The organism is Desulfobotulus sp. (genome assembly GCF_034006065.1).
Classification (GTDB): domain Bacteria; phylum Desulfobacterota; class Desulfobacteria; order Desulfobacterales; family ASO4-4; genus Desulfobotulus.
On record NZ_JAVETM010000028.1, the window covers coordinates 24,553 to 47,764 of the forward strand.

Below are 23,212 nucleotides of genomic sequence, written 5' to 3' on the forward strand. Positions count from 1 at the left end.
CATGGTCGATATTCCCAAAGCGGATGAGCTGCTCCAGATCGACAGGACGCCGACCAAGGAGTTCTGGATGGATGTGCCTCCGGATCTGTCCGAAGGTCGATTCTGTTATCCGGCCAAACCCAAGAATCTGGAATACCTGGGGCTTCCCAATGCCCGTGAATGGAGCCCATCGGATGAAGACTGGAAACTGCCTGCGGACTGGCAGAAGATCGTCCATGAAGGCTTCAAGGAGAGACTGGACAAGTACCGCTCTCTGAAGGTGTTCATGGATATCTGTGTGCGCTGCGGAGCCTGCGCGGACAAGTGCCACTTCTACATCGGTTCCGGTGATCCCAAAAATATGCCCGTTCTGCGTGCGGAACTTCTGCGTTCCATCTACCGCAACGATTTCACCATGGCGGGCAAGATCCTTGGCCGCATGGCCGGTGCCAGGAAGCTGACACCCCAGGTGATCAAGGAGTGGTTCAGCTATTTTTACCAGTGCACGGAATGTCGTCGCTGTTCCGTATATTGCCCCTACGGCATTGATACGGCGGAAATCACCATGATGGGCCGTGAGCTTCTGAACCTTCTGGGCTTGAACATCAACTGGATCAAGGAGCCTGTGGCCAACTGCTCCCGTACCGGGAACCATCTCGGTATCCAGCCCCAGAACATGGTGGAAATCATTGATTTCTTCTGTGATGACATTGAAGAGATCACCGGTGTGCGGCCCAGCCCCACCTTCAACCGCAAGGGCGCTGAAGTGCTTTTCATCACACCTTCCGGTGATGCCTTTGCCGATCCTGGTACCTATACCTACATGGGGTATCTGATGCTCTTTGAGGCCATCGGCCTTGACTACACCATCAGCACCTATGCTTCCGAAGGCGGGAACTTCGGCCTTTTCACCTCTTCAGACATGATGAAGAAGATCAACGCCAAGATGTACCATGAAGCCGAACGCCTGGGTGTGAAGTGGATCCTTGGTGGGGAATGCGGTCATATGTGGCGCGTGATCAACCAGTACATGGACACCATGAACGGCCCCACAGGCCCGAAAATGGAAATTCCCAAGTCTCCCATTACAGGTACAGTTTTTAAAAACGCAGCCTCCACCAAGATGGTACACATTGCGGAATTCACCGCAGATCTCATCCGTCACGGCAAACTCAACCTGAAGCCCGGTCGCAATGATCATCTGAAGGTGACCTACCACGACTCCTGCAATCCGGCCCGGGCCATGGGTCTTCTGGACGAGCCCCGCTATGTTCTGAAGAATGTCTGCAATAATTTCTATGAAATGCCCGAAAACGCCATTCGGGAGCAGACCTTCTGCTGCGGCTCCGGTTCCGGTCTCAACACCGAAGAGATCATGGAAATGCGCATGCGTGGCGGCCTGCCCCGCGCCAATGCCGTGAAGCACGTCCATGACAAATACGGCGTGAACATGCTTTCCTGTGTCTGCGCCATTGACCGTGCGGTGCTGCCTCCGCTGATGGATTACTGGGTTCCCGGTGTTTCGGTTACGGGCTTGCATGAACTGGTCGGTAACGCCTTGGTTCTCGACGGGGAACATGAAAGGGAAACCAACCTTCGTTTTGAACCCTTAGAAAATGCGGAGGGGTAGCAGATGAATGACAAAATCAAAGTCCTTGCGGGACTTCTTGTTTTTGCCGCACTCATTGCGGCCCCCTTCTGGCTGAATGCCGGAAAGCCTTCCGGTCCTGCGCCGGAGGTGGTGATCGCGGAGAAGGCAAAAAAAGCAGGAACCTGTGTGGCTTCTAAAGAGTGGATGGCCGCCAACCACATGATCCTTCTCGATACCTGGCGGGATGCTGTGGTGCGTGAAGGAAAGCGCATCTATGTGAATGAGAAAGGGCAGGAATTCAACATGAGCCTGTCTTCAGGCGAAAACTCCTGCCTGGGATGCCATACCTCCACCGCAGAGTTCTGCGACCGCTGCCACAATTATGCCGGGGTGGATACGCTCTACTGCTGGGATTGCCACATCGACCCGACAAAGGAGAACAAGTGATGAAGGAAAGCAGACGCAAGTTTCTGAAGATCGCCGGTATATCGGCCATCGGTATCGGAACGGGTTCTGTGCTGAATGCCTTTGCTTCTTCGGCTCCGAAGGTGGAAAAGGCAGCAGCGGATGCGGCTCCCGAAGCCGAGGATTCAAAATTTAAAAAACGGCCGGAATCCCTCAAGGCCGGTCACTGGGGCATGGTCATTGATACCCGCAAGATTGATGAGGCAATGGCTGCCAAGATTCAGGAAGTATGCCACAGAATTCATAATGTACCGAGTTTTGAGGGCAGGCCGGATCTGAAAAAGCAGGAGCTGAAGTGGATCTGGACATCGGATTATAAGCATGTCTTTCCCATGCAGGCCAATCCCTATGTGTCGGAAAAACTGAAAAAAGCCCCCATTCTGGCTCTGTGCAACCACTGTGAAAATCCGCCCTGCGTGCGGGCCTGCCCCACCAAGGCTACCTTCCAGCGGGAAGACGGCATTATCATGATGGATTTCCATCGTTGCATTGGTTGCCGTTTCTGCATGGCCGCCTGTCCTTACGGTGCCCGGAGCTTTAACTTCCGGGATCCCAAGCCTTATATTGCGGAACTGGATCTGATGTACCCCCATCGCATGAAGGGTGTTGTGGAAAAGTGCAACTTCTGTGATGAGAGACTGGCCAGGGGGCAGATGCCCGCCTGTGTGGAAGTTTCCAAAGGGGCCATCGTTTTTGGCGATCTTGAGGATCCCAACTCTGATGTGCGTAAGGCCCTGAAGGCCAACACCACCATCCGACGGAAGCCGAGCCTCGGCACCGGCCCTTCCGTCTATTACATCGTGTGAGGTGACCATGCTGGAAAAAGCGATCAAAGGAAGTAGTAAATACTGGATATGGATCGCCTCCCTTCTGCTTGTCATCGGGGTGGCGCTGTTGTGCTGGATGAAGCAGCTTGACTATGGTTTGGGCATTACCGGCATGAGCCGGGACGTGACCTGGGGCTTCTACATTGCCCAGTTTACCTTTCTTGTGGGGGTTGCCGCAGGGGGGGTTATGCTGGTGCTTCCCTATTATCTCCATGATTACAAGGCCTTTGGCAGAATTACCGTTCTCGGTGAGTTCCTGGCCATTGCCTCCATCGTTATGTGTCTGCTTTTCATCATCGCAGACATGGGCTTTCCCTCACGCCTTCTCAACGTGATCTGGCATGCCAGCCCGGATTCCATGCTTTTCTGGGATATGATTGTTCTGAACGGTTATCTCTTTTTGAACATCCTTGTGGGCTGGAACGTGCTGGAAGCGGAGCGCAACGGGGTGCATGCCAAAAAATGGGTGAAAATTCTGGCCCTCATTTCCATTCCCTGGGCCTTTGGCATCCACACGGTTACGGCTTATCTGTACTGCGGCCTGCCCGGCAGGGGCTTCTGGCTTTCCGCCATCATTGCCCCCCGCTTTCTGGCCTCCGCCTTTGCAGCAGGTCCGGCTTTCCTCATCATCCTGGCTACCATTGTGAAAAAGACCACCAACTTCGATCCGGGCGACAAGGCGCTGAGAACGCTTTCCAAGATCGTCTGCTATGCCCTGATCGCCAACGTGTTCTTCTTCCTCTGTGAAGTCTTTGTGGTCTTCTACAGCCAGAATCCGGAGCACATGGATCATTTTGCCTATCTCTTCTGGGGGAAAGGCAACCTTGTGCCCTTCATGTGGACCTCTATGATTCTCATGGTGACGGGGATTGTGCTGCTGCTCATTCCTAAACTCAGAAATAACCTCTCCCTTCTGCCCTGGATCTGTGGCATTGTCTTTGTCGGCACCTGGTTGGACAAGGGGCTTGGTTTTGTGACGGGCGGTTTTGTTCCCAACCCCCTGCATGAGTACACCGAGTATGCGCCCACAGCCCTGGAGCTTGTTATCAGCCTCGGGATCTTTGCTGCGGGCTTTCTTGTGCTTACCCTGCTCTTCAAGATGGTGGTAGGGGTCAAGGAAGAAGTGGGAGCTTAAACGTTTTTTTTGTATGGACCTTTCCGGAGTCCTGAAAAATGGGTTCCGGAAGAGGTCTCTGGATGGAATAAGAAAGGGGAGTCCTTTTGAGGCTCTCCTTTTTTATTCTCTGAACACCGTACTTGTGTATGTCCTGATCCTGTGCCAGAATGGAAAAAAAATTACATAAAGGAGGACATTATTATGGATAAGTATGAATGCCCCTGTGGTTATGTGTATGACCCTGAGCTGGGAGATCCCGATCATGGCGTGGCCCCTGGCACTCCCTTTGAAGATCTGCCGGAAGGATGGGTTTGTCCCGTATGTGATGCAGAAAAGGAATTCTTTGAAAAAATATAGGCTGAGAGGCCTGATTTCTTGCGGGTAAGGGCCTGGTTTGTACGGCCGTGTGGGTCCTTTGCGACAGGATTTTTCGGTTTACGCCTGTCGTCTTGTTGTTTTTATCAAAGAAAAGGGAGGCATCCCGCTGGCCCCTCCCTTTTTTATTCCTTGGGCCGGCTGGAAATGGATTTTTGATGCGTAAGGCGGAAAAAGGCGATCGGGTGCAGGTGCATTACACGGGAAAATTTCCGGAAGGTGAAGTCTTTGATTCTTCCGAAGGCCGTTCGCCCTTGAGCTTTGAGCTGGGCGGTGGGCAGATGATTCCGGGATTTGACGCGGCTGTTCTGGGAATGTCCGTAGGAGAAAAGAAAAGTGTGACCCTTCTACCCGAGGAAGCCTATGGTCCTCATAACCCGGATCTTGTGGCTGTTTATGAAAAAAGTCTTTTTCCTGAAGGCATGGAAATTCAGGAGGGGATGATTCTGGAAAGCCGCATGGAAGATGGTACGGTTATTCCCATCCGCATTGCCGCCATTGAGGGGGAGAATGTTACGGTGGATGCCAATTTTCCCATGGCAGGCAAAACCCTTGTCTTTGATCTCGAACTGGTGAGTATTGCATAAAAAAAACGGCCTTTCTCAGCAAAGGACGTTTGTTGGTAGGAACACGGCCCCTTCTGAAAAAGGGGCCGTTGCCGGTTGATCAGGCGACGGTGTTTATTCGGGTGTCATGGTTTCCCAGGAGCTGCGGTTTTTAAAAAATTCCGTGATAAAACGGTGGTTAAAAAGGTGGCCGGATTTTACGGTCTTGATGTGTCCCCGGATGGGCATTCCGATCAGAGAAAAGTCCCCGATGCAGTCCAAAAGTTTATGCCGGACAAACTCATCGGCAAAGCGAAGCCCTTCTTGATTAACGATGGTATCCCCGTCCACGACCACAGCGGTTTCCAGGGAACCGCCCCTGCCGAGCCCAAGCTGTTTCATGAAAGCCACTTCATGGAGAAATCCGAAGGTACGCGCCGGAGCGATTTCTCCTATGAACTGATTGTCTCCGAGATCAATACTGATACTCTGGCGACCGATGAGGGCGTTGGGGAATTCAATGGTACAGGTAATGCGGAAGCTGTCATCGGGATAGGCGCCCACAAATTTATCCCCATCAGCGATTTCGATGGGGTGGGTTACCACAAAGTGGGAGCGTGGGGCCGTCTGGATAAGGATGCCTACAGCATTAATTTCTTTTGCAAAAACAGCGGCGCTGCCATCCATGATGGGCATTTCATAGTTGTCCAGCTCCACCCGTGCGTTATCAATGCCCATACCGGCAAAGGTGGCCATGAGATGTTCAATGGTGGAGACAATGACGCCATTTTCTCCGATGACTGTGGCAAGGCTTGTATCCACTACACGGCTGAAAAGCGCTGGAATACCCTGAGTGCCGGGAAGATCGGTTCTGAAAAACCGGATGCCGTGGTTTTCCGGAGCTGGCTTTAAGGTCAGCGTTGCGGTTTTTCCGGAGTGTACGCCAATACCCGTACAGGTAATGGGCGCGGCGAGGGTTTGTTGTCGGGTTCGAATGGCCATAAAATGGTAAAGACTCTTTCATTGTTGCTTGCATCGGTCCATAGCTCGGGGTATTAAACCACACATTCTTGATGAAAATCCATATTTTTATCCAAAAAAGGGAAAACGAGAGGCAAAAGGATGCTTGCCAGGAGCTGTTGTGCCGCCATTGTAGGGGTGGATGCCATCCCCGTGACCGTTGAAGTAGATGTGGGACGCGGGCTCCCTGTATTTCAGATTGTGGGCCTTCCGGAAGCTGCTGTCCGGGAAAGCCGAGATCGCATCCGCACGGCCTTGCGCAATGGAGGCTATGGTTTTCCCAAAGGTCGCATTACAGTCAACCTTTCTCCTGCGGATATCCGTAAAGAAGGCACAGGATTTGATCTGGCCATTGCCCTCGGCATTCTGGCGGCTTCAGGTTTTTTGCCCCAGAAGGCTGTGGCTTCTCACCTGGCTTTGGGGGAGCTTTCCCTGGATGGCCGAGTGAATCCGGTTCGGGGAGTTCTGGCGGCATCGGCCCTTGCGGATCCGGAGCGGATCAGGGGGATCCTGGTGCCCTTTGCTAACGCAGCAGAGGCTGCAGCTCCAGGAAAAATTCCTGCCTATGGAGTCAGTGACTTAGGTGCTGCTGTGGATCACCTGTCAGGGCAGGTTTTTTTGGCAGCACAAGAGCCGGTGAATTTTTTACGGCTTTCGATGGGGGAAGTGGAAGGGGCGGATCTAAAGGATGTGGCAGGCCAGGACCATGCCAAGCGGGCATTGGAAGTGGCCGCCGCAGGTGGCCACAATATCCTGATGACTGGACCACCAGGGTCGGGAAAAACCATGCTGGCCCGACGGCTTCCGGGAATCCTTCCTCCACTTTCCTTTGAAGAAGCCCTTGAAACCAGCCGGATCTATTCTGCCGCAGGCCTGTTGGACTCTGGAACCGGGCTTGTGGTGAAAAGGCCCTTTCGGGCTCCCCATCATACCATCAGTGATGCGGGCTTGGTGGGAGGGGGAAGCTATCCGAGGCCTGGGGAGGTAAGCCTTGCACACCATGGGGTCTTGTTTCTGGATGAATTTCCGGAGTTCCGTAAAGGACTCCTCGATATGCTGCGTCAGCCTCTGGAAGACCGAAGACTGACAGTCTCAAGGGCGTGCGCCACTGTGACCTTTCCTGCATCCATTATGCTGGTGGGCGCTATGAATCCCTGTCCCTGCGGTTATGCGGAAAGTCCGGAAGGTCGGTGCCACTGCAGTCCCACAGCCGTGGATCGGTACAGGGCAAGAATATCCGGCCCTTTGATGGACCGTATGGACATTCAGATCGAAGTTCCTGCGGTTGCCTATGGGGATATTCGACGTGCGGGGAATGGCGAGTCGTCTTTGGCGGTTCGTGAGCGAGTTCTGTTGGCACGGGAGCGTCAGGCAAGGCGTTTTTCCGGTATCGCTGTTTCCTGCAATGCAGGGATGGAGGCAGCGGAAATTCGGGCATTCTGCAAGATCGATGATGCAGGCGAAGTGCTTCTGGGGCGGGCTGCGGAGAAGCTCCTCCTTTCTGCGCGGGGGATTTCCCGGGTGTTGAAAATTGCAAGAACCATAGCAGATCTTGAAGAATTTCAAGATATTCATGTGGGACACCTGGCTGAGGCCCTGCAGTATCGACGTTTTCGTCCGGAGTCTGCGTAAGCTTCTGGGAAAAAGCCCCATGAAAATAAGAGGATCACCCCATGGACACGGAACAGCGTTTATGAAAAAAGAGACTTAACTTCTTCGTAAAGGAGCGTTCCTCCACACGCTCCGGGAAAGTAGGCTCCGGTCCCCCCCGCCTTCCGGAAGTAAACTTTCCTCGTCAGTTCTTTAAGAGTCCGGATATTTCCGTGCCGCCCACCTACCATTTTGCGGAAAAATTCGGATTTCCCCGTTCCGTCCTTAGAAAGCCTGATATCCTGCAACATGCGGGGTATCAGGCTTTCTATGTTTCTGGGCTGAAAAAATGCTACAAGCGTTCAATTTATTATTGATTCTTTTCTAACGACCTGATAGCAAAGCACACACAACTTAAATAAACGGGCCGCAAACGGGGGTGCGGCGCACAAAAACCAACGACGCGTGGAGGGCAAAAGAAATGCTGGCACGAAGAAGTGTGGAAGAGGAGGCGCAGGTCAAGGAAGTACAGGATCGTCAGGATGAATGTTTCTGGAATTGGTTGGAATGTACGGAAAAGGCCATGGGGGAGGCCTTGGAAGACGGCAAAAAAAGAAGGGTTGGTTGATCGGAGATATTGCAAGCTCTAAAGGTTTCCGGTAAAATTTTTTTTGGCCTTCTGAAATTGAGATACCGGAGACACGGACGTGATATTTTATAAGTATTCTGCCATTCAGTGCACGGACAGTGGTGTTTTCCTGTTCATGGACAATGAAATTGAAGTGCCGACCATGGGCAATTGCTCTTGGTTGCGTCAATTTGATGAGGGGGGACGGAGTGAAGCCTTTTCTTTTGCCATTCGCTGGACTTTGGTGAAGGTCAGTGAAGTGCTGATCACCAGCAATGGGAAAAAACAGATCAAGCTTCTTTATATCCGAGATCCCAAAGACAAAACGCGTCCGTATAAGAGTCGTTTTTGGTAAAGCCAGGTTTTGCAGCATTGGTGGAGGATCGAAATTTTTTGTTCAGCCACGGTGATGCGTTTTTTTATTCAGATAATTTTTTTACCCCACAGATAAAAACAATCCGGATTTCTGGGTGAAGCAGGTGCTACCCGGATTCCGGATTGTTTTTTTATCTGGATACAGAAGAATGGTCAGGCAACAATCCAGATGGCTTGGTCCCTGGCCATCTCCACAAGTTTTTCTCCGACCCTTCCGATAAAGAAATCCTGAACTCTGGATATTCCCCTCCTTCCGACAAAAATGGTACCCCATTTTTCCTTTTCAGCGGTATCCAGAAGCCCCAGGGATCGGCTCATATACCCTTCGATGAGCAGGGCATCCGCGTTTTGGGGAGAAAAACCTTTTTCTTTAAGAATCTTCATAGTTTTTTCCATAGCCGCGTCTATTTTGGTATTCCGGATTTTTTCCTGTTCTGAGAAAAAGATCGTATTGAGATCAGAGCTTGCCGGATAGGGATAAAAGTTTCCGGCCAGGGGGTCGAGGGCCCGGATTACGTGGCGGATGTGGAGTTTTTTATCACTGCCCGCAAAAAGGGACGCGGCAAGACGGACACAGATCCGTGCGCCATGGGAATCATCAAAACCCAGAAGAATGTGTTGGGTTTCCGGGGTTCCTCCCACCAGAATCAGGGGAATATGGTGAATGCGGGATATGAGTTTACGGGCGACGCTGCCGATGGGGAGACGGGATAGGTTGGAAAAGCCGGTGCGACCGATAAAAAGGCCTGTATACCCATCAAGGCTCTCGGTCACAATATCCCGGGTAACCCCGGTTTTTCTGCGCTGAATTTTAATGCTGACCGCATGATGAGGGAATCCAGCATCCAGAAAAGCGGCTTTTGCCGTCTCAAGGCTGTTGATAAAGCGTTTGTTCTGACGATCAATCCATGCTCCCAGGTCGGGCTGATGGCCCGGAGATTCTGGCTGCGGGTCAAAATCCCAGAAAGACTCGGGAATATCGCATTCCACAAGAAAAAGAACTATTTTGGAGCGATTTTTGGGGAGAATGGCTGCTGCATAGCGCGCCGCTGCCATGGAGGGGTCAGAGCTGTCCATGGCGATAAGGTATTTGTTTTCCATAAAACCTCCTTACATAAGGGGTTACAAAGGTCTCATGCCTTCTGCTTTTTAGCTATGCATGGGATGTGCCAGAATGGATGGTGTTAAGGATGTCTTGTTTATGTTTTTGTAAATAAAGCATATATTCGCCTCAAGGTATGGAAGATATGTGCATCTTCTCTGGGCGCTGGAGCCATGAAAGCCAGGTGCTGCATGATGGTGTCGTTTTGTTTTTCACGGTGTAAAAAGAATGGGAAAGATGCGTGATGCAAGCCTTTACCCCGCGACTGCGCGGTTTTTTCCCTGAGTCTTGGCTTGATAAAGGGCCTGATCCGCCCGGGTAAGAAGACTTAAAGCTTGTGTACCGGGGTCGGGCGTTGCGGTAGCTACGCCGATACTCAGGGTTATATGGGGGGCGACTTGGGAATAGGCGTGGGGAATGGCAAGCTTCTCCATGTGCTCAAGGATGCTTTCTGCGATGCTGAGGGCCTGATCCTCTGTGGTGTGGGGTAGGAGCAGTACAAACTCCTCACCTCCGAAGCGTGCGGAAAGATCGGAGGGCCTTCGGCTGTGGGTTTTGAGGATGGAAGCAATGGCCTGCAGGCAGCGATCTCCAGCAGGATGACCGTATTGGTCATTGTAGGCTTTGAAATTATCCACATCCATGAATAAAAGGGAAAGACAATCTCCGGAGCGTGCGGCCATGCGCCATTGGCGTTTCAGATTTTCATCAAAATGTCTGCGATTGCCAAGACCTGTGAGAGGATCGGACAGAGAAAGGCGGGTGAGCTTCTGATTGGCATAACTGAGACGCAGTGCGTCTATTTTTTTCATCTGGGTTTCCAGATAGTCGCGTCGCTGGCGGTATTCCATCTGGTAGCATCCCACAAGGCAGAGGACAATGGCCGTGAGCAGAACAAGAAGGCTGTTGAGTTTTGCCGGGGTGGGCATGGTGGTGATCATGGGCAGGGCTGCGGCATAGGAAAGGAAAATCACCAGACAGCCTGTGAGATTCAGCCGGAACCGTATGCGGGTTCCAATGGTAAGGAATATGACGGAAAGCAGAATGCCGGTGTGGTAGTGGGCGGCCATGGGAGATTGGCTGCGTATGAGAATGAAGATGATGAACAGGGTCCCTGCGAGTAAGGCGATCAGCATGAGGATGTCGATATTTTTCTGGATCTTCGGGCTGTTTATGGCCAGAAGGATGAGGGTGCAAAAGGGGGCGATGATGAAAAATCTGAGTCCCCAGGCTTCGGTGTAGATATCCGGAATGAGAAAATAGTCTGGAATGGCGTATAGGAGAAAAAGAAGGAGAACACCGGCTCCCAGGGGAGGAAAAAGGCGTTTTTGACGCCTTGTTTCCTTTTCCCGGTAGGCTGTTTCCAGAATTTCGGGAAAGTACAGGCGAGCAAACCCCTTTTCCAGGGTTGTCTGTAAGGCTTCTTCCAGAGGACGCAGGTTGTCCGGTCTTATATGCGTATCTGATTTTCTGATCTGCTTATGGAAAAGGGTCATGATAAAAAAAAGAATACCACGGGCCGAATCAAGAAGAAAGTCTTTTTGGGTTGAAGCCTTTGACATCCTTTGAAATACGGGTTTTTTATGTGAATGCGAGGGGCTTTTCCTGTATGCTCCTGAATCCAGAGAAGCCAAAAGGAGGCATGAAACAAAAAAGAGCCTGTGTATTTTTTTTGGCAGGCAAAAATTGTATTGACACTCAGGCTGCAGGTGCATAAAAACAGCCAGTATTTTGGGACTTAAAAGATTTTTTTGAAGCCGTAGACATAAGCGGACTCTCCATAAAGGAAATGACTTACAGGTCTGCCATCAAAGGATTTTCTGCCCACAGGAAAAAGGCGGAAGGAGGTTTTGTAAGATGCCGGTAAAACCCCTGCGTGCTTTGCGCGTTAACGAAACAGCCATTATTCACCAGGTGCGTGCGGAAGGGGAGTTAGGCCGCAGAATCCGGGATATGGGGCTGGTTCCCGGAACCAAGGTCAAGGTGACGGGCCGAGCTCCCCTGGAGGATCCTGTGGCCCTGCGCCTGAGGGATTTCACCCTGACCCTGAGAAACAATGAGGCGGATTGGATCAGCGTGGAGGTGTCTTCATGAGTGTTACGGTGATCGCCCTGGGAGGCAACCCGAATGCGGGAAAAACCACCCTTTTTAATGCCCTGACCGGAGCCCGACAGCGTGTGGGCAACTATCCCGGTGTGACCGTGGAAAAACGGGAAGGGGATGTATTATATGGTGAAACCCGGATTCGGGTGGTGGATCTTCCTGGAACCTATTCTCTTACCTCCTGGTCCGATGAGGAGCGGGTGGCCCGGGACGTGCTGGTGCAGGAGCGTCCTTCCGCAGTGATTGATGTGGTGGATGCCACCAACCTGGATCGCAACCTCTACCTTGCCGTGCAGTTCATGGAGCTGGGAGTGCCCCTGGTTCTCTCTCTCAATATGATGGATGAAGTACGCAAAGGGGGGCGCACCATTGATACCCCCAAGCTTTCCGACCTCCTGGGGGTTCCGGTGGTGGAAACCGTGGCCAGGAAGGGAGAGGGAAAGGCGGCTCTTCTTGCCGCTGCGGTGGAGCTCTCGGAAACCCGACAGGCTAAATGGCAGCCCATCCAGATTTCTTACGGTCCGGATGTGGATCCTGTGGTGGAGCGCATGACGGACCTCATTGAGGAGGACGGACGTCTCACCCTGCGGTATCCGGCGCGCTGGCTTGCCATCAAATATATTGAAGGAGATCCGGAAGTCCGCAGGATCTGTGATGGGGATGAGATCCTGGGCCGAAAACTCAAAGACATGGCTGACCGGCTCACAGCCCATTGCCGCAGCGTGCTGGAAACCCATCCCGAATCCATCATTGCGGATTACCGCTATGGTTTCATCACATCGGTGACCCGTCAGGTGGTGAGCCGCGGAGAAGAAGCCCTTGAAACCCGTATCCGGGTTTCCGATGCCATGGACAGGGTATTGACCCACAAAGTGGGCGGGCCTTTGATCATGCTGGGCGTGTTTTATCTGCTTTTTGAACTTACCTTTGCCATTGGCGAGATTCCCATGGGATGGGTGGAGGCCTTTTTCGGTCTGCTGGGGGGCACGGTTTCCACCATCCTGCCCGAAGGCCTGCTCCAGTCCCTCCTGGTTTCCGGGATCATCGACGGTGTGGGGGCTGTGATGGGTTTTGTGCCCCTTATTCTGATCATGTTCCTTCTTGTGACCTTTCTTGAGGATGCGGGATATATGGCCCGCATGGCCTATATGCTGGACAGGATTTTTCGCATTTTCGGTCTGCACGGAGCTTCGGTCATGCCCTTTGTGGTTTCGGGAGGTATTCCGGGAGGCTGTGCTGTTCCCGGTGTCATGGCTGCAAGAACCCTGAAAAGTCCGAAGGAGCGTCTTGCCACCCTGTTGACGGCTCCTTTCATGAGCTGCGGGGCCAAGGTGCCTGTTTTCCTTTTACTCAGTGCGGCTTTTTTTGGAGCCTATGCCGCGCAGGCCATGTTCTGGATCACTCTGATCTCCTGGTGCATGGCCCTTGTTGTGGCAAGGGTTTTGCGCTCCACTGTCATCCGAGGTGAAGCCACGCCCTTTGTCATGGAACTGCCCCCCTACCGTATGCCCACCCTGCAGGGGGTTCTGTTGCATACCTGGGAGCGCGCCTGGCAGTACATTAAAAAAGCGGGCACCATTATCCTTGCCATTGCCATTCTCATCTGGGCTGCCATGACCTTTCCCAGACTTCCGGAAGCTGAGCTGGAACGCTTTGAGGCAGAGCGGGCTGCGGTGTCAGAGCTTTCTGATGCCGAAGAGCAGCTTGCGTTTATTGACAATGCGGAAGGTCAGGCGGCTCTGCGCCATTCTTTGGCAGGCCGGGTGGGGACAGCCCTTGAACCCCTTTCGGAGCTGGCGGGTTTTGATTGGCGCACCAATATCGCCCTGATCGGGGGGTTTGCTGCCAAGGAGGTCATTGTAGCCACGCTGGGTACGGCCTATTCCATGGGGGAGGTGGATCCTGAAGAGAGCGAAGGTCTTGCGGAGCGTCTGGCTTCGGATCCCTCCTGGACCCTGGCCACGGCCATGGCCTTGATCGCCTTTGTCATGCTCTACAGCCCTTGTTTTGTCACGGTGGTGGCCATTGCCCGGGAGTCGAGCTGGAAATGGGCGGCCTTCAGCATGGGGTTTAATACGGTGCTGGCTTTCATGGTTTCCGTTTTTGTCTTTCAGGTCGTTTCCCGGATGCTCTGAAAGTCCGGTTTTTAACCAATAAATATCTGAAAAAAGGGAGAGTTGCCATGCAGCTTCTCCCTTTTTTTTTCGGGCAGAATGGGAGTCCACTGTGAGGAATGCGGGGATACCGCCAAGGGCGTTCGGATTTCAGCTCAGGGAGGAAACCCTGCGAGAGGGGGCGTGTGGGAAAGATGGGCAGCTACGCCCCCCTCTGTCATGGGTACGTTTTGAAAAATTTATTTTTCTACCTTATAGAGGTGTACATCCTGCTGAGGGAAGGGAATGGATATTTTTTCTGCGTCAAAGCGTTTTTTGATGGCTTCATTCAGGTCAAAGAGAACGGGCCAGTAGTCGCCGCTTTTGACCCAGGGGCGCACGGAAAAATTCACACTGCTGTCCCCAAGGGAAGAGAGGGCGATGAGCGGTTTGGGGTCTTCCAGGATGCGGGTTTCAGCTTCCAGCACTTCCTGAATGATCCTTTTTACTTTGTCGATATCATCACCGTAGCTGACGCCAAAAATCATATCCACCCGCCGGGTTCCGGTGACAGAGTAATTGACAATGTTGTCGCCCGTGAGTTTGGAGTTGGGCACAATGACCTTTTTGTTGTCCGGAGTGGTGAGTTCTGTGGTGAAAATACCGATATCCCGAACCGTTCCAGCAGTACCGCCGCCTTCGATATATTCTCCCACACGGAAGGGGCGGAAAATGATCATGAGTACGCCTGCGGCGAAATTGGAGAGGGAACCCTGGAGCGCGAGGCCTACGGCGAGACCCGCAGCACCGAGGATGGCGATGAAGGACGCGGTCTGCACACCCAATTTGCCCAGGGCTGCAATGACCACAAAGGTCAGGATGCCAAAATACACCACACTGGTGAGAAAACCCGAAAGGGTGGGATCCACCTTGGATTTGTCCATGGCCTTTTTCATGACTTTACGGATGGAGCCTGCGATGATGCGCCCAATAATGAAGATGGCAAGGGCCGCAAGGACCCGGAGACCGTAGAGAGCCAGAAAACCCTGAATTTGGACGAGAATAGAATCAACGGATGGCATGACGCACTCCTTTGTCTGGGTTTTGAACGGGTTTTGAACACTTTGGCAATATAAACCATGTTATGAACATCCTATGGGGATTTGCAAGGGTTTTGTTCCGGCTGGTATGGGACTTCTGCAAATTTATGTGGAAAACTTTCAGGTTATGAACATTTTATAAAAAAAGAGATCCCTTGTGTTCAAAACGCTGACAGAACATGTTCTTTATCCATATTCTATGAACCGGACTTGCCCGGTGGAACAAGGTATGCCAAAACAGAAAAAGGAGGAAAACCTGTACATAAGGGGGCCGCATGGGAGCTATGGACAGACGTCAGTTTCTCAAGTGGGGTGCGACAGCCCTTGCTGTGGGCGGATTGGGGTTGGGATTCTGGGCGGGGAAACGGGGAGGAAAAGACGGCGGGATTCCTCTGCGGCTAGGTTATCTGCCCATCACGGACCACTTGACTCTCATTGCCCATGGTCTGCGGACCTTTGAAAGGCTTAGGCTTATTCCCGTAAAGTACGGGGCCTGGCCGGAGCTGGCTGAAGCTCTTCGCGCAGGCGCTGTGGATGCGGCTTTTCTCCTCACCCCTCTGGGGCTGACCCTCAGACGCCAGGGGGCTCCTGTGCGGGCTGTGCTTCTTGGGCATCGCAATGGCAGTGTGCTGACGGTTTCCTCCAGGGCGACTTTTGAAACGGTGTTGGATTTACGGGAGAAGAACATTGCCATTCCCAGCCGCTTTTCCACCCATTACCTGCTTTTAAGACGGCTTCTTTCGGATCATGGCATGGAGGCCGGAGTCATCCGGTATACGGATATGGCACCCCCTGAGATGGTGCAGGCCCTGGCCACAGGCCGCATTGACGGATTTATTGTAGCGGAGCCCTTTGGGGCCCAGGCCGAGATGCTGGGTGTGGGAAGGGTGATGCTTTTATCAAGGGATATCTGGAAGGATCATATCTGTTGCGTGCTGAATATCCGGGAGTCTTTCTTGGAGACATATCCGGATGCGGTTCAGGAGCTGGTGGACGGGCTTGTGGACACAGGTCGTTTCATTGAAAGTCGGAGGGAAGAGGCCGCTGTTCTTTCCCTTCCCTACCTCGGGCAGAACCGGGAGGTCATGGACTTTGTTCTGAACAACCCCAAGGATCGGGTTACCTACCAGGATCTTTTTCCTTCGGAAGACGATTTTGCAAAGACCTTTGAAGACATGCGACGTTTTGGGGTCTGGGATGGGGCTCCTCTGGATTTGGGCCGTTATCTTGAACCTGTGTTTGCCCGGAAAGCTTATGAAAAAATTGCAGATCCTCAAACTTGAAAAACTTTTTTCGCGGCATCATGCAAAAGGGAGTAGATGCACTCTGATGGTGCCATGGTGATCAAAAAAAAGAGTTTTCCCACATTTCCGGGGGAGGGTGTTATTTTGCCCCTTCTCCTCTTCCTGGCCCTTTTGGCCGTCTGGCACTTCGTAGCCCGCAACTACGGCAACCCCTATCTCATGCCAGGTCCGGAGCGGGTATGGCAAGCCTTTCTTGAAATCTGGCGGGAAGGAAAACTCGGGACGCATATCCGGGCGAGTCTTTTTAGGATGATGACAGCATATCTGATGGCTGTCGCCATGGCCATTCCCCTGGGTCTTCTTCTGGGCTGGTACGGACGGATGCACCGGGTGCTGGATCCCTTTATTCAGCTTGTAAGGCCCATATCCCCAGTGGCCTGGTTTCCCCTGGCTGTTCTCTGGTTCAATATCGGGGATCTTCCGGCCATCTTCATTATTTTTATTGCGTCATTTTTTCCCATTCTTCTCTCTACTGTGGCTGCTGTGCATGGCGTTTCTCCCCTTTACCTCAAAGTGGCCAGCAATTTTGGATCCTCCCATATGGAAACCCTCTGTAAGGTGGTTTTGCCAGCGGCCTTTCCTCGGATTGTCGTAGGTCTTCACATTGCCCTGGGTGTGGGCTGGATTCATGTGGTGGCAGGAGAGATGCTGGGTGCTCAGTCGGGCCTTGGGTATCTCATCATTGACGCCCGTAATTTCCTGCGTACGGACAAGGTTATGGTGGGCATGGGGCTGGTGGGATGTCTGGGACTGATTCTGGACAGACTGATTGCATGGGTGGAAAGGAAGATGAAGGCCCGTTGGGGAGGTGGCGAGGCATGAGGGAAAAGGGGGAAGTGGCAAGGGAAGAAGTTAAAATCCGTATCCGGGGCGTGGAAAGAACCTTTCACGAGAAAGAAGGGGACAACCAGGCCCTGGATCCGGTGGATCTGGATATCCGGAAAGGGGAATTCTTCTGTCTTCTGGGCCCCAATGGTTGTGGGAAAACCACGCTTTTGCATCTGATCGCCGGATTTGACAACCCGAGCAGGGGCCTTATCGAGATGGACGGCAGGGTCGTTGTGGAGCCTGCTTCCCGATGTGTGATGATCTTTCAGAATTACGGCCTCTTTCCCTGGCGCACTGTGCTGGACAATGTGGCCTATGGCCTGGAGGTGCGGGGAGTTGGAAAAAAAGAGCGTCAGGAAAAGGCGCGTAATGTTTTGCACATGGTAGGGCTTGGAGATGTGGCGGGGCGTTATCCCCGCACCCTGTCCGGTGGGATGCAGCAGAGGGCGGCCATTGCCCGCGCCCTTGCCGTGGAACCGGAGGTACTGCTCATGGACGAACCCTTTGCCGCGCTGGATGCCATGACCCGGTCTGGAATGCAGCGGGAGCTTTTGCGGATCTGGCGGGAAAGTGGGTGTACCATCGTTTTTGTCACCCATGATCTGGATGAGGCTCTGCTTCTGGCCGACAGGATTGCCATCATGACGGCCCATCCGGGCAGTATAAGGGAGATTGTGCCCATTGACGTCCAGTGGCCAAGGAGCATGGCGGATTCTGCCTACCTGGAATTCAGGGGAAAAATTCAGAAAGCCATGGGGCTTTTGTAGTCTTTTTGATTTTGCGCAGAGCCAAAGATACATTTTATCATTGTATTTTTATTTAAGATCTTGGAGATTTGCAGAGAATAAAGGGCGCTTGCCCCCTGCAAGCAGGCATCCCCAGAGGAAGGAGAACTGATGAGATCCTTTGCATTTTGCAATCCCGTTCACATTGTTTTTGGCAAGGGTAAGATTGCAGAGCTGGACCGGCTGATCCCGGAGGACGCCTTTGTGCTTGTTCTCATGGGGGGAGGTTCGGTGAAGAAAAACGGGGTGTATGACCAGGTTGTCCAGGCGTTGAAATCCCGGAAGCGGGAGGACTTCTGGGGTATAGAGGCCAACCCGGATTACGATACATGCATGAGGGCTGTGGAAAGGATCCGCAGTGAAAAAATGAATTTTGTCCTTGCTGTAGGGGGCGGGTCCGTTGTGGATGCGGCAAAATTTATCGTGGCTGCGGCTTGCTATGAGGATGGGGACCCTTGGGATATTGTGACGGGAAAGGGTCGGATAAAAGCCGCCCTGTCCTTTGGAGCGGTGCTGACCCTGGCGGCGACGGGGTCGGAGATGAATGCAGGGTCGGTTATTTCCAGGCGCTCCATAGGAGCCAAGCTTCCCTTTTCCTCGGATAAGGTTTTTCCGAAGTTTTCCATCCTGGATCCGGAAACCACCTACTCTCTTCCGGCTCACATCAGTGCCTGTGGCGTGGTGGATGCTTATGTGCATGTCTTGGAACAGTACCTTTCCCATGACCTGCCAGCACCTTTGCAGGATCGCCAGGCAGAGGCGATTTTATTGACCTTGCTGGAAGAAGGTCCCAAGGTATTGGAAAGTCCTGAAGATTATCATGTCCGGGCCAATATCATGTGGTGCGCAACCCAGGCCCTGAACGGTCTGATTGGTTGTGGTGTTTTGCAGGATTGGGCCACCCACATGATCGGTCACGAGTTGACCGCAGCTTTTGGGATTGCCCATGCCGAATCTCTGGCCGTGGTGCTTCCGGCCCTTCTCCGGGAGCGGAGGGAGAAAAAAGAAGCCAAGCTTGTGCAGTATGGGAGGCGTGTATTGGGCGTTGGAGAGGCAGAAGATGTGGCTGAAGCCGCTGTGGCTGCAACGGAAGTTTTTTTCAGAAAAATGGGGCTGGGCACCCGACTTTCGGATTATGGAATCCCGGCGGAGGCGACGTTCATGCTTGGGGATATTCTGGATAACCGGGGATTTCGCCTTGGAGAAGATCGGGCCGTGAATGGGGTGATGATTCAGAAGATTCTTGGCAGGGCGGCGGAACCCTGGAACTGAGGTTGTTTCAGCGGTATCGGATATAGCGGTCAATGGCGGGTTTGAGAGGGTCTGGATCCGTATGCTCAAACCCGCATCTTTTAAGAATACGACCGGATGCGAGGTTGCCCCTTGCGATTCTTGCCCGGATGAAGCGGACTTCCGGGTGCAGGAAAGCCCAGTCCACCAGAGCCAGGGCTGCTTCCGTGGCAAGTCCCTGGCCGCGCCAGGGATCCATCAGGGCATAACCGATTTCCACTCCGCCCTGAATGTCCGGCGGCTCGAGAAAACCGGTGCTCAGGATGAGAACATCTGACAAGGCCCTTCGTAGGATGCCGTACCAGAGAAACCAGCCTGTTTTTTCTGGGTGCAGGAAAATTTGCTCCCGAAACCAGGGTTTCAGGGGAATGAGGCTGGGAGGGGGCCATCCTTCGGGGATTTCAGCGTCCAGCATTGTGGAGAGCACCGTATATCTTTGCGTTTCCGCTTCAAGAAGTTGAGGGCTGACCGCAACAAGACGCAACCTGGGTGTTTCAATCTGAAGGCAGGGTTGTTGATTCACAAAGAGGTCGCCTTTTTCAGAATCTCCATCATTTTCTCTTTCGAAGGAAGTCCAACAAAAGGAGCCATGCCCGGAGCCACAAAGGTGGGAGCCATGCGGATATTGCGTTCCGCAGCCTCAATGGCTGCTGTGCGCAGGCGGGATTCAAAGCGACCGCTGTCTATGGCCTTATCCATGGCGTCGGGGTCGAGGTTGTGTTTTCGGGCAATTTCCCGGAGAACTTCAGGATTGGCGATGTTTTGATTTTTTTCGAACAAGGCCTCAAAAACGCTTTTGTGAAAGGCTTCAAAGCAGGCGGCATCCCGTGCAAATTCTGCTGCGCGTATGGCACGCCCGGAATTCACCATTCTGCTGTTTTCACAAAAGGAAATTCCGTACGCTTGACCTTTGTGATTCATTTTACGGATAAAAGCCTGGACATCGAGGCCAGGATATTTTTCCTGAAGTTGTATCCCGGCCGGAGGGATTTCCGGGTGAAGCTCCATAGGAATCCAGAGAGGATCGATGTGAAGGTTTTTGGCAAGAGTTTCCACCATGGCTTTGGCCAGGTAACAATAGGGACAGGCAAAATCTGAAAAAATGCGAAGGGAAGCAAGCATGCTGTCTCCTTAGAGAAATACGGGTTGAACATCAGCATAGCGATTTTCAGGGGGAGCAGCAAGAAGGTGAACAAGGATCATGTTTCTGCGGGGTGATTTTTTCGAAGAGCAAAAAAACCTATAAGGAGAATCAGCAGATTCACAGCATACCCGATCATCGCGGAACACAGCAGTATGAGCATGTTGAGGATGGAAAAAAAGATCCAAGAAAGGCCTTGGTCCATATGGGTTTCCATAAGGGCGATATCAAAGGGAATGAAGAGGGCTCTGGGAAAAAAGACGAGAAAAAAAGCAAGGTCGGCAAAGGTGAGTATGAGTGTTGCCCGGATGGCCCAGTTTTTACGATTCCATACGGCCCGCCAGAGGATAAGAAAGGGCAGGGTGGTGAGAATGTGCTTGATTCCCAGAAGGGGAGCCTCAATGAGGGGATTGGCAAAGAGCCAGAAAAGCGCCTTGAGAAGAAGGAGCAGGCCCAGCAGCCAGAAGGATGCGGGGTATTCCGGGTAAAGACGGGTATGGGCGGGTTTCACGAGGGCTCCTTGCTTTTTGAACGTGTGGAATGTGAGTTTTTTTTTGGGCATATGTGCAAGCAAAAAAGGTATGGATTTATCCGATTTTATTCGGATCAAGAATATAAAAGGCCAGGCTTCATGTAAAGTCTTTGACGTTCAGAAACGTATTATAGCAGAGTTTTGTTCTTGTTGCCTTAAAGATGTGATGTTTGACTTCCCCGGATAAAATAAAGGAGGGACCGATGAGGGGCTGGTGCGGCAGGATTCTGGATATTGATCTTACAGGAAAAACCCTCGAACCGAAAGCCCTGAATGCCGGGGATGCGGAAAAGTTCATTGGGGGGAGGGGGCTGAACGACAAAGTTCTTTTTGATCGCATTCCGCCGGGGTGCGACCCCCTGGGCCCGGAGAATGTTCTTTGCTTTGCACCGGGTCCCCTTTCCGGAACTGTGCTGAGCCTGACCAGTCGCGTGGAGGTGAGTACCCTTTCTCCCTACAGCGGTATTCTGGGAGACGGCAATGCGGGCGAGCGTCTGGCCCATGTGATGAAGCTTGCGGGCTGGGATCAGATTGTTTTTACGGGCCGGTCTGAAAGCCCGACCTATCTTCTCGTGGAAGAGGATCGTGTGCGGCTTGTTCCCTGTCCGGAACATTGGGGCTCAGATACCTGGGCCTTCACCGAGGCCATGCGGGAGCGGCATGGCAGGGATGTGAGTGTGGCCTGTATCGGCCAGGCCGGGGAGTGCCTGGTGCGGTTTGCTTCGGTGATTGTGGATAAGTATGCCTCCGCAGCCAGGGGGGCCGGGGCGGTGATGGGATCGAAAAATTTAAAGGGCCTTGTGGTGAAGGGTGGAAAGAAGGTGGCCCTGGCAGACCCCGAAACCTTTAAGGCCCTGGCGAGAGAGGATCGGGATTTTTTCAAAAACGATCCCTTCCAGAAGGGAGTGGCTTCCTGTATCGGCTCCCATCACGGTATTTTGAACTGGTATCCGGGTTTTCGGAATTATGAAGCTTTCTGGAACAGGGATCAGATTCCCGAAGCCATACGGCCCGAAGCCTTTAAGCAGTATGAGGTGCGGCGCACGGGATGCCGCAACTGCACGGTGCAGTGCAAAAACCGCTTTGAGATTCCCACAGGTCCAAGGGCGGGAGAGCAGGGGGAGGCCATGGAATATGAATGCGTCTTCTGCCTTGGCACCAACTGCGGCATCACCGATCCTGTGGTGATCATGGAAATGGAGAATCTTTGCGATCGTTACGGTATGGACGTCATTGCCGCAGGCAACACCCTGGCCATGATCAAAGATCTTTTCAACATGGGAGAAATTACCCTGGAGGATACGGGAGGACTGGATCTTTCCTGGGAAAATGCGACGGATCAGGTGGAACTGTTGCACAGAACAGCCCTCCGCCAGGGTTTTGGTAACATTGTGGCGGAAGGACTCTACCTTGCGGCCAAAATCCTTGGGAAAAGGGCCATGGATGTCTGTTATCACGTGAAGGGACTTTCCCGAGGGCCTTATAAATCCGGCATGTTTGCCCTGGCCCATGCCACCAGCACCCGGGGGGCGGATCATCTTCGGGGCCGTAGCTGGGCCTATGGAGAAAATGATGGTGATCTTTTCAAGAGGCTGAAGGCCGCAGGGAAGCTGCCTGCGGACATGGATGTGAATCCTGTTTCCGCCCTTATCGTATCGGAAAGGGCCTGTACTCTGGCGGACTGTATCGGGCGATGCAAGGGAGCTGTCAATTCCTGGAGCTGCGCTCTTCCCCTTGTGAACCACTATCCACTCATGGAAGGTCTGGCCCGGCTCATGACGGCGGCAACGGGTCTTGTTTTCACCGAGGCCAGGCTTTCGGAAGTGGCGGATCGGGTTTACCTCCTGGAAAAGGCCTTTAATGCGAGGTTCGGAACCCGACGGGAGCATGACCGTCTGGTGTTGCACAAGGATCTTTTGGGAACCCCGGAAGCAGCGGAGGAATATGAGAAACATGAGGCCATGCTGACGGAGTATTACAAAGCTTCGGGTCAGGATCTTGTAACGGGAATTCCTACCCGTAAAAGACTGGAAGCCCTGGCCCTTGGTTTTGTCGCAGATGTCCTGGAAAAAGAGCTGCCCGTATCTTTCTGGGATGGGCCTGAGCCTTGGCCTTTGACGGCCTATCCTGTGGGACAGAAAAGGGCGTAGTTTTTTGCCATATATAATGATGGAAGACCTTCCTTTGCCGGGGGCATGAAAAAACGAGAGGTCCGGCGCCGGAAAAACAGGCAGGATTTCCGGTGTCAGACGGATTTATGGTGTAGGGGTGGTTTTGTTGTCGAAATAAAAGCTTTGTTTTAAGCGGGTTAAGAAAAAAATAAAAAGAGATGAAAAAAGTCGTTGACACCCACAGAGCAAATGGGTAGTTTGCGCCTCGTTGCTTACGGCGACAGATCGAAAAGCGTAGCTGAAAAAATAAG

At 52.7% G+C, this 23,212-nt stretch carries 22 protein-coding genes; 15 read left to right on the forward strand and 7 right to left on the reverse strand.

What is annotated here, in order from left to right:
- The first annotated feature begins 1 nt into the window (after position 1).
- The 6 genes from dsrK to RBR60_RS11200 all read left to right on the forward strand — a co-directional run bounded on the left by dsrK (position 2) and on the right by RBR60_RS11200 (position 4,941).
- Positions 2-1,609: a sulfate reduction electron transfer complex DsrMKJOP subunit DsrK gene (gene dsrK, locus RBR60_RS11175; protein ID WP_320356757.1), complete on the forward strand. Its 1,608-nt coding sequence runs from the start codon at positions 2-4 to the stop codon at positions 1,607-1,609.
- Positions 1,610-1,612: 3 nt separating this feature from the next.
- The gene (gene dsrJ, locus RBR60_RS11180; protein ID WP_320356759.1) at positions 1,613-2,017 is read left to right on the forward strand and encodes a sulfate reduction electron transfer complex DsrMKJOP subunit DsrJ; all 405 of its coding nucleotides are present in this window, start codon (positions 1,613-1,615) and stop codon (positions 2,015-2,017) included.
- Positions 2,017-2,841, forward strand: coding sequence for a sulfate reduction electron transfer complex DsrMKJOP subunit DsrO (gene dsrO, locus RBR60_RS11185; protein WP_320356761.1), 825 nt, complete (start codon positions 2,017-2,019; stop codon positions 2,839-2,841). Before dsrJ ends, dsrO begins: the two co-directional genes overlap by 1 nt.
- 7 nt (positions 2,842-2,848) lie before the next feature.
- Positions 2,849-3,997 (forward strand): sulfate reduction electron transfer complex DsrMKJOP subunit DsrP, encoded by a 1,149-nt coding sequence (gene dsrP / locus RBR60_RS11190; protein ID WP_320356763.1) that lies wholly within the window; start codon positions 2,849-2,851, stop codon positions 3,995-3,997.
- A gap of 183 nt (positions 3,998-4,180) precedes the next feature.
- Positions 4,181-4,336 carry a rubredoxin gene (locus tag RBR60_RS11195; RefSeq protein WP_320356765.1) on the forward strand — a complete coding sequence of 52 codons (156 nt, stop codon included), beginning with the start codon at positions 4,181-4,183 and terminating at the stop codon, positions 4,334-4,336.
- Positions 4,337-4,512: 176 nt separating this feature from the next.
- Positions 4,513-4,941 (forward strand): peptidylprolyl isomerase, encoded by a 429-nt coding sequence (locus tag RBR60_RS11200; RefSeq protein WP_320356767.1) that lies wholly within the window; start codon positions 4,513-4,515, stop codon positions 4,939-4,941.
- 93 nt (positions 4,942-5,034) lie between these two features.
- On the opposite strand, the gene lpxC is transcribed toward RBR60_RS11200, so the two are convergent.
- Positions 5,035-5,901, reverse strand: a complete 867-nt coding sequence (gene lpxC, locus RBR60_RS11205) for a UDP-3-O-acyl-N-acetylglucosamine deacetylase (protein WP_320356769.1) — start codon at positions 5,899-5,901, stop codon at positions 5,035-5,037.
- 120 nt (positions 5,902-6,021) lie between these two features.
- Between lpxC and RBR60_RS11210 the strand changes: the two genes are divergently transcribed.
- Together RBR60_RS11210 and RBR60_RS11215 are read left to right on the forward strand one after the other, a co-directional pair.
- Entirely contained in the window at positions 6,022-7,551 is a 1,530-nt protein-coding gene (locus RBR60_RS11210; RefSeq protein ID WP_320356771.1) for a YifB family Mg chelatase-like AAA ATPase, read from the forward strand.
- Between the two features lie 665 nt (positions 7,552-8,216).
- Complete coding sequence (locus tag RBR60_RS11215) at positions 8,217-8,492, forward strand: hypothetical protein (RefSeq protein ID WP_320356773.1); 276 nt, start codon at positions 8,217-8,219, stop codon at positions 8,490-8,492.
- A gap of 173 nt (positions 8,493-8,665) precedes the next feature.
- On the opposite strand, the gene RBR60_RS11220 is transcribed toward RBR60_RS11215, so the two are convergent.
- Positions 8,666-9,613: a universal stress protein gene (locus tag RBR60_RS11220; protein WP_320356775.1), complete on the reverse strand. Its 948-nt coding sequence runs from the start codon at positions 9,611-9,613 to the stop codon at positions 8,666-8,668.
- A 255-nt stretch (positions 9,614-9,868) separates the two neighbouring features.
- Positions 9,869-11,110, reverse strand: a complete 1,242-nt coding sequence (locus RBR60_RS11225; RefSeq protein WP_320356777.1) for a diguanylate cyclase — start codon at positions 11,108-11,110, stop codon at positions 9,869-9,871.
- Between the two features lie 361 nt (positions 11,111-11,471).
- Here RBR60_RS11225 and RBR60_RS11230 point away from each other — a divergent pair, with 361 nt between their 5' ends.
- On the forward strand, positions 11,472-11,708 hold the full coding sequence (locus RBR60_RS11230) for a FeoA family protein (RefSeq protein ID WP_320356779.1): 237 nt from the start codon (positions 11,472-11,474) through the stop codon (positions 11,706-11,708).
- Positions 11,705-13,852, forward strand: a complete 2,148-nt coding sequence (feoB, locus tag RBR60_RS11235; protein WP_320356781.1) for a ferrous iron transport protein B — start codon at positions 11,705-11,707, stop codon at positions 13,850-13,852. The genes RBR60_RS11230 and feoB overlap by 4 nt, the downstream gene beginning before the upstream one ends.
- Before the next feature lie 218 nt (positions 13,853-14,070).
- On the opposite strand, the gene RBR60_RS11240 is transcribed toward feoB, so the two are convergent.
- Positions 14,071-14,892, reverse strand: coding sequence for a mechanosensitive ion channel family protein (locus RBR60_RS11240; protein WP_320356783.1), 822 nt, complete (start codon positions 14,890-14,892; stop codon positions 14,071-14,073).
- A 293-nt stretch (positions 14,893-15,185) separates the two neighbouring features.
- On the opposite strand from RBR60_RS11240, the gene RBR60_RS11245 reads away from it, so the two are divergent.
- From RBR60_RS11245 to RBR60_RS11260, 4 genes are all read left to right on the forward strand, one after another.
- Entirely contained in the window at positions 15,186-16,193 is a 1,008-nt protein-coding gene (locus RBR60_RS11245) for an ABC transporter substrate-binding protein (protein WP_320356785.1), read from the forward strand.
- Positions 16,194-16,229: 36 nt separating this feature from the next.
- Complete coding sequence (locus RBR60_RS11250) at positions 16,230-17,036, forward strand: ABC transporter permease (protein WP_320356787.1); 807 nt, start codon at positions 16,230-16,232, stop codon at positions 17,034-17,036.
- Complete coding sequence (locus tag RBR60_RS11255) at positions 17,033-17,809, forward strand: ABC transporter ATP-binding protein (protein ID WP_320356789.1); 777 nt, start codon at positions 17,033-17,035, stop codon at positions 17,807-17,809. Before RBR60_RS11250 ends, RBR60_RS11255 begins: the two co-directional genes overlap by 4 nt.
- Positions 17,810-17,938: 129 nt before the next feature.
- Positions 17,939-19,099 (forward strand): iron-containing alcohol dehydrogenase, encoded by a 1,161-nt coding sequence (locus tag RBR60_RS11260; protein WP_320356791.1) that lies wholly within the window; start codon positions 17,939-17,941, stop codon positions 19,097-19,099.
- 7 nt (positions 19,100-19,106) lie between these two features.
- Here the strand turns inward: RBR60_RS11260 and RBR60_RS11265 are convergent, their stop codons facing one another.
- The 3 genes from RBR60_RS11265 to RBR60_RS11275 form a co-directional block, all read right to left on the reverse strand.
- A complete protein-coding gene (locus tag RBR60_RS11265) occupies positions 19,107-19,640 on the reverse strand; it encodes a GNAT family N-acetyltransferase (protein WP_320356793.1) in 534 nt (177 codons plus the stop codon).
- Positions 19,637-20,239: a DsbA family protein gene (locus RBR60_RS11270; protein ID WP_320356795.1), complete on the reverse strand. Its 603-nt coding sequence runs from the start codon at positions 20,237-20,239 to the stop codon at positions 19,637-19,639. Before RBR60_RS11270 ends, RBR60_RS11265 begins: the two co-directional genes overlap by 4 nt.
- 77 nt (positions 20,240-20,316) lie before the next feature.
- Entirely contained in the window at positions 20,317-20,769 is a 453-nt protein-coding gene (locus tag RBR60_RS11275) for a hypothetical protein (RefSeq protein WP_320356797.1), read from the reverse strand.
- 224 nt (positions 20,770-20,993) lie between these two features.
- Here RBR60_RS11275 and RBR60_RS11280 point away from each other — a divergent pair, with 224 nt between their 5' ends.
- A complete protein-coding gene (locus RBR60_RS11280; RefSeq protein WP_320356799.1) occupies positions 20,994-22,940 on the forward strand; it encodes an aldehyde ferredoxin oxidoreductase family protein in 1,947 nt (648 codons plus the stop codon).
- The last annotated feature ends 272 nt before the right edge of the window (positions 22,941-23,212 follow it).